12 protein-coding genes are annotated in these 12,392 nt (G+C 34.4%); 7 read left to right on the forward strand and 5 right to left on the reverse strand.

Annotated elements, in window-relative coordinates:
• Positions 1–1,206, reverse strand: coding sequence for a hypothetical protein (locus DET59_RS03025; RefSeq protein WP_113968138.1), 1,206 nt, complete (start codon positions 1,204–1,206; stop codon positions 1–3).
• 165 nt (positions 1,207–1,371) lie between these two features.
• On the opposite strand from DET59_RS03025, the gene DET59_RS03030 reads away from it, so the two are divergent.
• Complete coding sequence (locus tag DET59_RS03030) at positions 1,372–2,247, forward strand: glycosyltransferase (protein WP_113968456.1); 876 nt, start codon at positions 1,372–1,374, stop codon at positions 2,245–2,247.
• 51 nt (positions 2,248–2,298) lie between these two features.
• On the opposite strand, the gene DET59_RS03035 is transcribed toward DET59_RS03030, so the two are convergent.
• Both DET59_RS03035 and DET59_RS03040 read right to left on the reverse strand, forming a co-directional pair.
• Positions 2,299–3,399, reverse strand: coding sequence for a DegT/DnrJ/EryC1/StrS family aminotransferase (locus tag DET59_RS03035; protein WP_113968139.1), 1,101 nt, complete (start codon positions 3,397–3,399; stop codon positions 2,299–2,301).
• 12 nt (positions 3,400–3,411) lie between these two features.
• Positions 3,412–4,713, reverse strand: a complete 1,302-nt coding sequence (locus DET59_RS03040) for a nucleotide sugar dehydrogenase (RefSeq protein ID WP_258549557.1) — start codon at positions 4,711–4,713, stop codon at positions 3,412–3,414.
• A gap of 143 nt (positions 4,714–4,856) precedes the next feature.
• Between DET59_RS03040 and DET59_RS03045 the strand changes: the two genes are divergently transcribed.
• From DET59_RS03045 to DET59_RS03060, 4 genes are all read left to right on the forward strand, one after another.
• Positions 4,857–5,825: a glycosyltransferase family protein gene (locus DET59_RS03045; RefSeq protein WP_113968140.1), complete on the forward strand. Its 969-nt coding sequence runs from the start codon at positions 4,857–4,859 to the stop codon at positions 5,823–5,825.
• 59 nt (positions 5,826–5,884) lie between these two features.
• Complete coding sequence (locus DET59_RS03050) at positions 5,885–6,724, forward strand: FkbM family methyltransferase (protein ID WP_113968141.1); 840 nt, start codon at positions 5,885–5,887, stop codon at positions 6,722–6,724.
• The gene (locus DET59_RS03055; RefSeq protein WP_113968142.1) at positions 6,714–7,658 is read left to right on the forward strand and encodes a glycosyltransferase family protein; all 945 of its coding nucleotides are present in this window, start codon (positions 6,714–6,716) and stop codon (positions 7,656–7,658) included. The genes DET59_RS03050 and DET59_RS03055 overlap by 11 nt, the downstream gene beginning before the upstream one ends.
• 186 nt (positions 7,659–7,844) lie before the next feature.
• Complete coding sequence (locus tag DET59_RS03060) at positions 7,845–9,125, forward strand: DUF6395 domain-containing protein (protein ID WP_113968143.1); 1,281 nt, start codon at positions 7,845–7,847, stop codon at positions 9,123–9,125.
• A 138-nt stretch (positions 9,126–9,263) separates the two neighbouring features.
• On the opposite strand, the gene DET59_RS03065 is transcribed toward DET59_RS03060, so the two are convergent.
• Positions 9,264–9,941 carry an acyltransferase gene (locus DET59_RS03065; protein ID WP_113968144.1) on the reverse strand — a complete coding sequence of 226 codons (678 nt, stop codon included), beginning with the start codon at positions 9,939–9,941 and terminating at the stop codon, positions 9,264–9,266.
• A 149-nt stretch (positions 9,942–10,090) separates the two neighbouring features.
• Between DET59_RS03065 and DET59_RS03070 the strand changes: the two genes are divergently transcribed.
• Positions 10,091–11,041: a Gfo/Idh/MocA family protein gene (locus DET59_RS03070; protein ID WP_113968145.1), complete on the forward strand. Its 951-nt coding sequence runs from the start codon at positions 10,091–10,093 to the stop codon at positions 11,039–11,041.
• A 38-nt stretch (positions 11,042–11,079) separates the two neighbouring features.
• Positions 11,080–11,772 carry a galactosyltransferase-related protein gene (locus DET59_RS03075; protein WP_181778040.1) on the forward strand — a complete coding sequence of 231 codons (693 nt, stop codon included), beginning with the start codon at positions 11,080–11,082 and terminating at the stop codon, positions 11,770–11,772.
• 117 nt (positions 11,773–11,889) lie between these two features.
• On the opposite strand, the gene DET59_RS03080 is transcribed toward DET59_RS03075, so the two are convergent.
• On the reverse strand, positions 11,890–12,375 hold the full coding sequence (locus tag DET59_RS03080; RefSeq protein ID WP_181778041.1) for a M67 family metallopeptidase: 486 nt from the start codon (positions 12,373–12,375) through the stop codon (positions 11,890–11,892).
• Positions 12,376–12,392 lie beyond the last annotated feature (17 nt).

Here is a 12,392-nt window from a genome sequence, read left to right on the forward strand (position 1 = left end):
TTAATAGGTAATCATGATTTTATTGTTTGAACTGAGCTGGAGTTCTTGTTCTTCAAATAGTACAAACCCTAAAATAGTAGAAGTTTCCTGTTCTTCAAGATTTTCCAGCGTAAATTGCAATCCCTCCACCGCAATTGTTTCACCCGGCGGGATAAATGACTCCTGTATAGATTCAATCCAATAATCGCCAGTTGCGTATGCCTTTTCAAGCCAGTCTTCCCCCATATACTTCCATCCTTGTGCACCGTTTTGGCCTTGAATGGAAAAGATATCACTCATTTCAGGGGGAAGGATCTGTCCTCCAATTTCAATTTTATCAGGAGGGTTCATTCGAAAGCAGATTTTTGGATTCAATAAGTCTACGTTTCCGGTATTCTTTATAAAAAAGCCGGCTTTTATAGAATATCTTTCCAGTTTTCGATTAGGTAGTACATGATAATCAAAATATATTTCAGCAGAAGGCTTTTTTACCTGAGCTTCTTGAATTTTCCGACCCGCTTTTTGCTTTTTGATTTCTTCGTATTCTTTATCATCAATCTGAGTATGCCTATTTGGCTTCTTCGTCTCACCCTTATTAATTCCGGTATCCTCTACAAGCTTATCTGTCGTTCTTAATAAATGCAGAACATTCAAATCGAGTAAGGTAGGTTTTTGCTTCCCCAGTAGTGTTTTTAGTACACAAGTCGTCAAAATGGAAGGGCCTTCGTTAAGTAGGAATTCCTCATCCTTACACTGCACGGAACATCTAAGATGTGGAATTGAGTGGCGCTCGGGCAATAAATAATATCCATTGAAATGCAGCTCATCCTTATAGAACGAGAGATTTTTTTTGACTTTGATGGAATTCAGTTTTTCGTTATACCCTAATGAAACAAACCGTTTATCGTTCTTTAGTTTGCTCGACACTAGTTCAATAAATAGATCCCCTTCAATAAGCTCTTCAGTATTTCCCCCTATTGTAATATCAACCCCATAATGAGTTAATACCTCTTTCACCTTTTCATTTATCTCATGATTTATGTTTTCATTCGATGTATTCACTGATAGCCATACTTTTTTTCCATGAAGAGAACTTTTCACTTCCACCAATTGTTCTTCTTTGTTCCAATTGAAATGATAATTATTCTCCGCACAAAAAAACCGGATGGCTATTAACGAATGGGCCGGAATTGATCCCCAGTCATGATTATTGATTTTTAATTTCATTTACAGTCTCACCACCCCTGATTCTTATTTGGTCTCTTTATCTTATGATTCAAATCGACTAACTATGATGCATCTCTTGAGTCCTGAAATCTATGAACACCATCAGTATTCATTGACATAAGATAAATGGATGAATATATGTGAAGGAGAGAATATGACGTGCAAATGGATAAGTCGAAGGTATCTATTATCTTTCCTGTAAAAAATGAAGGTTCTAATGTAAAAAATACATTAACATCACTTTTTGCCACTGATACTAAAATTGAATACGAAGTTATTATAGTTGACGATGCTTCTGAAGATCGGTGTTGTGATTTCTTAGAACACTCCCATTTTAAAAATAAAGTTAATTTAATTAGAACGGAGGGAGTGGGTCCTTCTGTAGCGCGTAATATCGGAGCAGAAAACGCTAAATTTGACTATTTATTGTTTTGTGATGCTCACTTAGCTTTCCAACCTTTTTGGATAGATAAATTATTAACTACTCTACGGTTGGATATGACGGATGTCGTGTGTCCCGCAATAGCTTCAATGGACGACCCGAAGATTGTAGGGTATGGGCAAACTTTAAATAGCAGCTTGAGAATACAATGGCATAAGAAAAAGCCTGGTTTATTTCATACCGCAATCATTCCAGGCGGGTGCTTTTTAATAAAAAGAGATGTCTTCTTTAATGTAGGGGGATTTGAAACCGGCTTTAAAACCTGGGGACATGAAGATGTAGAATTATCGATAAAACTTTGGTTGTTCGGCTATAGGTGCAGCTGTGAGCCGGCAGTTACAATCAAACATTTGTTTAGGAAGTCTCATCCCTACAAAGTAGATTATGACGGAGTATATTATAACTTACTTCGGATGGCTTACCTGCATTTTAATCAGGATAGGATTAAAAAAACAAAAGATTTAATTATTCATAGGAGTCCAAAAAAAATTGAGAATTTGGTCCACAAGGATGGAGTGGAACAACGAAGAAGAAAATATCTTCAAAACAGGTCCTTTAATGATGAATGGTATTTCAAACACTTTAATATACACTTCTAATAGCGAAAACCATTTCTTTTTATCTAAAAAAGAAATGGTTTTTTAAAAGTTTTATGGATTGTTAATAAACTCGACTACAGTGTTAATGATATATTGTTGAAGGGTTTTGGATAGGGTTGGATAAAGTGGGAGGGAGATGATTTCATCGGAGATTTTTTCTGTTTTTGGAAAATCCCCTTTTTGATAATTCAAGTGGCTAAACGCTTTTTGTAAATGTAACGGAATTGGATAATAAATCATAGACGAAATTCCTTTTTCTTTTAAATACTCCATAAATCCTTCTCTTTTTTCCACTCTAAATGAGTATTGGTGATACGTGTGTTCTCTTGATTGTATATACTCGGGGAGCTTTAGAATATTCTTTAATCCAGTATAATACGTTTTAGCAATAGAATTTCTTTTATCCAATAATTCTTCAAAGTATTTTAATTTCACTAATAGGATGGCTGCTTGTATCTCATCCAACCTGCTATTGATTCCTACTGTGTTATGAATATACCTTTCTAGAGAGCCGTGATTTCGTAATTGTATAATTTTACTCTTTAGTTCCAGGGAGTTAGTTGTCAGCATTCCTGCATCTCCGCAGGCACCTAAGTTCTTAGTAGGATAAAACGAAAAACACCCTATGTCCCCTATGCTTCCAGCCATCTTTCCTTTGTACCTTGTTCCCAACGCCTGGCAAGCATCTTCAATTACATACAATCCGTGCTCTTTGGCTATTTTCATGATCTCATCCATATTTGCAGCCAGGCCGAATAAATGGACAACTATGATGGCTTTCGTTTTAATGGTAATTTTCGTGATGATTTCCTTAGGATCTATATTAAATGTTTCTTCTTCAATATCTGCAAATACCGGTTTGGCTCCTACATGGGCAATGGATTCAGCCGTAGCAAAAAAGGTGAATGGAGTAGTGATGACCTCATCCCCTTCTCCGATCCCCAAGGCTTTTAATCCCAATGTAATAGCATCTGTACCACTCGCTAACCCCAACGCATACTTAACGCCTACATATTCAGCTATCTTTTCCTCGATTTTTTTGGACTTAGGTCCGAAAATATACTCTCCACCCCTGATTACTGCCGCCACTTCTTTCAATATTTCCTTTTCGTATAGCTTCAAGTCACTTTTAGTATCTACCATAGGTATCATTCAATCACCCTCTTATGTGGCTCCAATGCCAATATATTTGATTCCCTGCACTTCCACTTCATTGCGGTTGAACGCATTTCTTCCATCAAGGAATACTTTACAGTTCTTTAACATGGAAAGATCAAGGTTGTTATATTCGGAATGATTAGCTTGTAAAATGACAATATCCATATCACAAACTAAATGATCTTGAAGTGAAATATACTTTAAGTCCATGTCTTCAACTTCAGCGGGAGAATAATACGGATCGTTCACAACCACATTCGCATTCTTTTCATTTAGGATTTCATTTAGAAGTAAAGTAATCGACTTTGTATGCTCTTTCACATTTTCTCTGAACGACAGCCCTAAAATAAGTATATTCAAAGAATCTAATTTACCTACTTCTTTTTCTATCAAATTGACAGAATAAACCGCCATGCTGTCATTGATCTCTCTAGCTTTGTGAACTAAGCCATCGGTACTTAATCCGTTATTCAAGAAAAAGTAAGGGTATATAGGAATGCAATGTCCCCCCACTCCTATGCCGGGATTGTGGATATGAGAAAATGGCTGCGAGTTTGAAGCCTTTATGATTTCTAAGATATTTACACCTTTTTGATTCGCATATACAGACAGCTCGTTTGCAAGTGCAATGTTCACGTCCCTATAAACTGATTCCGCTACTTTAGCAAATTCAGCAGCTTCAGTGCTACTCATTTCAATCACTTCACACTTTAGTGCCCTTCTATAAAAAGATACAGCAAGGTCTTTACTTTTTTCATTTACTCCCCCCACGACTTTAGGATAATCCTTGAGATTTTTTATGATCCTATTTGAATATACTCTCTCTGGACTATATGCAAGGTAGAATTCAGTTCCCATCTTTAATCCGGAAAGCTTCTCGATACTGGAACCAAATCGATTCCTTGTATCACCGGTTGGTAATGTTGTTTCGAATATCACTAACGTATCTTTTTTTATACTTTGTCCAATTTGATTAACGGCTTCATCAATATATTGGTAATCAACCTGGTTATCGGATGTTATTAATACCGGGACAATGACAATTACTACATTGGAGTTACTGACGGCTTCTTTAGTATTTATGGTACAAGTCAGTACTTGAGCAATTTGATTTTCCTTTACCAGCTCTTCCAAACCAGGTTCCCCTTTAATATGACAAATACCCTTGTTGACTTGTTCGACTACATGAGGGTTCTTATCTACTCCATAAACTTTTATCCCTTTCTCCGCTATTACTGAAGCAATGGTTAACCCTATTTTGCCCAGACCAATAACTGTCACTTTCAAGTTATCTTTATCAAGATTCAATCTACACACCCCTTATTGTTTTTATTAGTCTATGCATTTCGATACAATCTGTTTAGACACTAATCTATTATTGGGGATTTTCACATCTTGTCCTCACAAAAATTCTGTTTATCCATAAAATACAATAGAAGGAGGTGCGAAATTTGAAAATAAAAAAATTAAAATTATTAATCCTCATCCGACCATTTGGAAGAATTTACGCAAAACATAAATCAAAATACGACTTTATAAAATCTTTGGAGCAATTTGCTGACGTATACTATTGGCATAAAGATGGCTCGATTCATGAAATTATTAAAAAATTGAACATTAAACCAGATTTCATTTTCCATTATGATACAGCTTACAACTACAAGCTCTCACCTAGAATTACTGGTTTGTCTGAAATTAATATTCCTAAGGGATGTTATATTATCGATTCCCATTACAATCCCGGTTTCCGCAGGGAGTATGTAAATAAGAATAAAATGGATGTTATATTTTCTGTTACTAAAGAAAACTTCCTGAAAGTGTATCCAGACCTGAAAAACCGGTTTATTTGGTTACCCTGGTCGATAAATACCGCTATATTCAAAGACTGGTCGCAACCAAAAGTATATGACTTTATGTTGATGGGCTTAGTCAATCCTGTATTAGAAGGAAGATATCCTTTCAGGGAAAAAGTAATGGAAACAATGAAAAAATATAATGGATTTGTCCATCATCAACATCCCGGACATTTAGTTTCTTGGAAAGGAAATCCTTTGGTGGACCTAAATTACGCAAAAGAGATCAATAAATCGAAGATCTTCTTTACTTGTGGTAGTACATTAAACTACCCTGTCTTAAAGTTTTTCGAAGTTCTCGCTTGTAACACTCTATTACTTGCTGAAGCTAACAATGACATTCATGAACTAGGGTTTAACAATGGGGTGAATTTCATTTCCTGTACAAAAGAAGACTTTGAAGAAAAAGCCCTCTTCTATTTAAATAATCCTACTTTAAGAAATAGAATATCTAAAAATGGGGCGAATTTTATTCATAGATACCACTCAAATGAGGTTAGAGCAAATCAATTCATTAAGCATATTAATGAAATTATTATTGAAAGAAAAAAACCCCGGATTGATTGATTCATACTCTCTCATTCTAATCTCTCCAAAACAAAAAATAATAATAAAGGGGTGTTGAAATGATGAAAGAAATCATATTTAGTGATAACCAGAATTCATTTTTTGTAAATGATGAAGAAAAGAAAGGGCTAGGCTTGTCACTGCACAATGGGATCACTCAGCCCAGAGTTGTGAATTTCTGGAGAAGAATTGCGGAGAAGCTGGAACCAAACATTATCTTAGACATTGGCTTGAATTATGGAGAGATTTTATTTTCTGCAAATTACTGTAAGGATGCTTTGATTTATGGCGTAGAGCCAAATAAAGAGCTTCAACCTTATATCGAAAAATCTCTCCAAAAACATTTAAATAAAGACCAAATAAAAATCATTTATAAATTGGCATCTGATCGAAACTTGTATTCTCAAGATTTTTTTGTAGATAAAGAACGATCCGGAAATTCATCAATCTTTCAATTAGAACATAGAGAACAAATTAGAAAAAAAATAGGCAGTATTAAAATTGACGACCTATTTACCTTGAAAAGTATTGAAAATCAGATAGTCCTCTTTAAGATTGATGTCGAGGGTCACGAATGGAAAGTATTGGAGGGGATGAAAGATATCTTAAGAAGGTGCCATACTTTCGCGGGATGTATAGAGTTCAATATAGATTTCCTCAAAAAAGTCAATGTTAACGTGGAAGAATTCATTAACTATCTAAATGAGAACTTTAACATCTTCATTCCAGGTGAAGAAAACACTCTGATAAATATCCCTCAGCTAAACATTCATCTCCTAAGTGCCTACTACTCAATAGATACTAAATGCAATGACTTAATATTATTCCCTCTAAATTATCATCCTGATAATTTGAATTACTCTATTATTACTAAAGAGGTGTTAGCTGATGAAACCTAAGGTTTTAATATTAATTAGACCATTCTGGAAAAAATACGCTAAGCATAAGGCGAAGTTTGATATGATTAAAGCATTTGAAGAATTTGCTGATCTATCCTATTGGTATGAAGATGGGGATATTAGAGATATATTAGAAAAAATAATAGTCAAACCTGATTTTATTTTTCATTATGATGTCGGATATAATTATGCACTAGCACCGAATATCACTGGATTGCATTCCATTGACATACCTAAAGGTTGCTTTATTATTGATTCTCATTATAATCCTGCTTTCAGGAAAAACTATGTTCTTACTAATAAATTTGATGCTGTTTATTCTGTATCCAAAGAAAATTTTCTCAATTCCTATCCAGAACTTCAGCATAAATTCATATGGTTACCCTGGTCAGTAAACACAAAAATCTATAGAGATTGGAAACAAAACAAAGAATACGACTATCTTTTAATGGGACTAATCAACACTCCAACACATGGCCGGTACAAATTTAGAGAAGCAGTGTTAAATAAGTTTAATAATCTTCCTAATTTTACCCACATTGCACACCCGGGTCACTTAGTATCCTGGGATAAGGAACCGATTGTCGATATTAAATATGCCAAAGAAATCAACAAAGCTAAAATCTTTTTCACTTGTGGAAGTAATCTCAAATATCCCATTTTGAAGTTCTTTGAGGTACCTGCATGTAAAACTTTACTGATCGCTGAACCCAATAACGACATTCTTGAGTTAGGCTTCAAGGATGGTGAGAATTTTATCGCCTGCAATTTTACAAACTTTGAAGAAAAAGCGAAATATTATCTCAATAACAATCGATCAAGAGAAGAAATTATAAATAATGGATACCATTTCATTCAAAGAAATCACTCTAATCAAATACGGGCACACCAGTTTGTTAACTCCGTAAAAGACATTATCCTCAAAAAAACATAATATGGAAAATAAGTGGGATTCATAGCTTTATAAATCCAAAGAAATTTATAGCATATTGAATACAACTTCAAACACTATATCACCTTAATTATCCAACCCAAAACTATAATATCCCATTTATTTCTTTATTTCTTCAAGGGTTAGATATCATTAGTTTTATGAATTTTATAAAAAAGGATGAATGGAATGAAAATATATTACAAAAGCAAAAACGGGTTATTAACTCTCTCCTATTTTATTGACCCCTCGGATAAAACCAACTTTACTATTTTTAGAAACAGTTATAAAACATCGGGTGAAGTACACTTAAATAATAAACAATGTAATATTCACTTGCCAAACAACTGGAATATCGATTCAGTTCATCCAGATATGTTAGCTCTTGCTGCTATTTCTATTGTGTACCCCTTTTGTGGTCGTGTAATCTCTGTACCAATAGGGGTTAGTGTACATTTCCATAGGACTTTCTATAGACTCACTAATAAAAAAATTGTTCCTGTAAATTATAATCTTAAACCCAGAAAAGCTCCACTTAATGCTGTACCAGCCCTTTCATATAGTGGGGGAATAGATTCAACTTCTGCATTATTACTCCTCCCACCTTCAACTCACTTGTTCTATATAGATAGAATCCCTCCTAATACACTTAAACAGAGAAAAACGATGCTTAATCAAGAAGCTGCATATTTTGCTTGTGATTCTTTAAAAAAACTTGGATTTAATATTCATCGAATAAAGACAGATTTACAGTATGTGAGGAATCCTGTTGGCTTTAATACCATTTTGGCCGACGCAGCTCCTAGTTTACTTTTAGCTGATTACTATAGCTTCAATAGTTTAGCAAATGGTCATACGATCGAAGAGGGATACAGGGTTGGTTATGAGGGGTATACAGACTGGAAGCAAAATCCATTCATAGCCATCTGGTCAGAAATATTAGATAGCGTAGATATGCCCTTTACACTTCCATTAATAGGGTTAAGTGAAGTATCTACAACAAAGATGGTTATGAACTCCCGCTATAGAAATATTGCGCAAGCATGCAGCAGAGGCGGCGTTGGAAAGCCCTGTATGAACTGTTATAAGTGTTTCAGGAAAGATCTATTGGAAAAAACGATTAATAACGTACCTCTATCAGAACCTTATCTAAATAATCTGTTTAAAATCAATGATGCAAACAATATAATAAAACATCCTTATCCACACTTTGGAAACGTCCTTGCTTACATTACCTCCAAATATAATGGCAACCACCTTGAAATGAATAAATTAAAGGAAAAAGTTAGAGGGGATTCCATCAATACATCCTGGATGGAAAAATTTCACCCAGAAGCTTTAGATAATATCGCACCACCATATCGCCAATATATTAAAACGCAAATTGATAAATATGTAACTACAATGAAAGAGAATGAAATTAATACAATGAAAACTTTTTATAGTGTAGATACTATAAAAAAATTATAACAATATTTGAAAAGTTTCTTAACATAATCATTTATACAAGTAAAAAAGCCCTCATAAACTTTAAGAGTTTATGAGGGGCTTTCTTTTATTCAACTAATATTCACATGGGTTATCGTCACTGATTAGTAAGTGTATGAATTAAGTTTTCTTTAAAAATCTTGCGGGGTTTCCTAAAACAGTACTATTATTTTGTACATCTTTTGTTACTACAGAACCTGCACCAACTACCGAATCGTTATCAATAATAACGCCAGGAAGTAAAGTGGCATTATTTCCGATGGAAGCACCTTTCTTAATAACAGGACCTTTCAATTCATAAGGAGTTTTCCCCATGTATTTATCGTTGGACATAGAAACACAAGGACCAATAAAAACGTGATCTTCTATAATGGTATCACCTGTCACATACGCAAGCGTTTGAATAGTACATGCCTTACCAATCGTACTATTCAATTCAATGATAGCACCCCTACCAACTACAGTATCCTGATCAATTATTACGTTCTCCCTTATACTTGCATGATCTCCAATGAATACATGTTGACCAATAGTGGTACCTGAATAAATGCTGACCAGGTTACCTATTTTCACATTCTCTGAAATTAGTAATGTAGTAGAACTCTCGTTACCTCGCATTCTATTATTTCCCTGAGGTTTTATACCAATCACGCAATTATTTCCTATTTTTGAATTTTTCATGATATGCGTGCCTTTTAAGATCACGCTGTTATGACCGATCTCGACCCCTTCTTCTATCAAAACATCCTCTTCTACAACTACATTTCTCCCTAGTGTGACACCATTGAGATTCTTCACGTAGATCCCCCCTGCAAACGCTATTTATAATATAGTGTATGTACAAACCTCTATAAAAGTTTGGACTAATGTAAACATTTAAATGTTTGTCCAAGCAATTTCATTTATTTTGCATAGTATATTAAAAATAGGTATAAGAGGTGTTCAATTTGAAGATTGGAGTTATTGGTGTTGGTAAAATGGGAGAGAAGCACATTAATGCTTTATTGGAACTGAAGGATCAAGTGACACTACAAGGAATATTTGATAACGATATAAATAAGAGTCAAGTCATTTCAGAGAAATATAAAATTAAAAGTTTCCCTACAATGATCGATCTTGTGAGAAGTGTGGATGCAATAAGTCTTTGTGTGCCAACTAAATATCACTACGAACTTGCGAATCTATGTTTAGATGAACATGTTCATCTATTAATCGAAAAACCCATCACTGCTAATAGTTCTGATGCAGAAAAGATTGTTGAAAAAGCTCAGTCTAAAAACTTGATTGTACAAGTGGGGCACATAGAATTATACAACCCTACCTTTAGGTTATTAATGGAGCTATTAAAGCACGAGGATATTTACTCGATCAATTTTAATAGGTTAAATCCAGCTGCTGTCCGTATGGATTTCCCTGAAGTTGTCAGTGACTTAATGATTCATGATGTATACCTATTAGAAGAGATCACTAAAGGTGATACAATTAAAGAAATATATTCCATTAGATCCCCGAAGAATACTCCCCATGGGAATGATCATGTAACGTCCATTCTTACTCTTCAGTCCGGATTGATTTGTACATTAACAGCCAGCTATTTATCAAAATATAAAAAAAGACAAATCGAAATTATCACCAACCATTCATACTTTGATGTAGATTTGATTAACCATACGATTAAGACGATTCAGGTCTCCTCTCACTATCCTGAAATAGAAGATATTGTAAGTCAGAATAAAGTTTCTACAATCAATATCTCTGCTCCTGAGTATGATCCATTACAAATGCAGCTATTGGATTTCATTCAAAATGTAAAAATCCAAAAGCAGCCTAAGGTGACAGCTGAAGATGGAATGATTTCCCTTTCCATTATAGAAAGGATACTTGCATACTTGAATTAGTCCTATTATCTTTTCCTAACGAAAGGATGTGCTTAAAGATGATTACTTTTTCGATCATCATTCCATTTCAATCAAAGGATCCCTACAGAATAAAAGCCTTACAAGTAGTTATGAATTACTACAAAACATTGTTTCCTAACACAGATATCATAATTGCTTCCAATGGGAGTGATCATTACTCCAAATCGTCAGCAATAAATAAAGCTGTAAAAAAAACTAATACTGAATATATTGCCATAATAGATGCAGATATACTTTGCCCCAAAAATACTATGCTCTCAGGCTTGAAGCTTCTTGAATCTTTTCCCCTTATACTTCCATATAATAATGTGTGTGATTTGTACCGCCACATGTCTGAAGTGCTTTATGACAAACCGAATTATTCTCTGAGTACTTCCATGTTACATGGTAAAAACCGGCACAATAAAAAGTCGGTTCCTGTGGGTGGAATAAATTTAATCAAAAAAACATGCTTTATTAAGATTAAAGGTTTTGATGAACGTTTTATAGGCTGGGGTGGTGAGGACGATGCATTTGTTGCAGCTTGTGATACAATTTGTGGTCCTCATAAAAGATTAACCGGTGACATCTATCATTTATGGCACCCTCCAAAAAAAGCTAAAACAAACCCATTTTATTCAAATAACCATAGAATTGTTAGTGAATATTTTTTGGCATATTATAAAAAAGAAGAAATGATGAAAATCCTTTCAAAAAGGAAGGGTATTTAACGTTTTTACACTCGAAGAAGGAGACTGCCCTTCCTTCTTATTCTTTTTGTCAGTACAACATTTTTCAATATCAAAAGGGATCTGCTATATGGCAGATCCCTTTTATATTGAAATTTGTCACCCGATAATTTCGATATCGAATTCCCTTACATTACCATTAAATATTTTATAACACCTGATATCTGCTTCTCCCCTTCCTAGCGCAATGATGAAATAATAAATATGTTGGCTAGGGGCATACTTTATATCATCGTTCGAAGGTACTGCCTTACCAAAAGGATGAGAATGATAAACTCCAACTAATTCTTCATTATTTTTTTTCAGTTCACTCAATATTCTATCTTGATCCCCGATATCGATGGCAAATGTATAAGGTGACGGGTTTGTGTTTTTGGTCGGCCATACATTTTTACACACCTTAGTATGACCAGAAATGAATCCGCATGCCTCATTAGGAAGTTCTTTTTTACATTCCGCTATGAGTAATTGGTTTAATTTCTTTGAAATATAAACTTTATCTTTATGCGTTACACCCGCATCCCTTATATTTGAACTTTGTTCGTTTCGCTTCCATTTTCTTTTTTTGTTCTTTTCTAATCCCAATGGGTACGCTCTTTTGC

Source organism: Rossellomorea aquimaris, assembly GCF_003315075.1.
Lineage (GTDB): Bacteria > Bacillota > Bacilli > Bacillales > Bacillaceae_B > Rossellomorea > Rossellomorea aquimaris_C.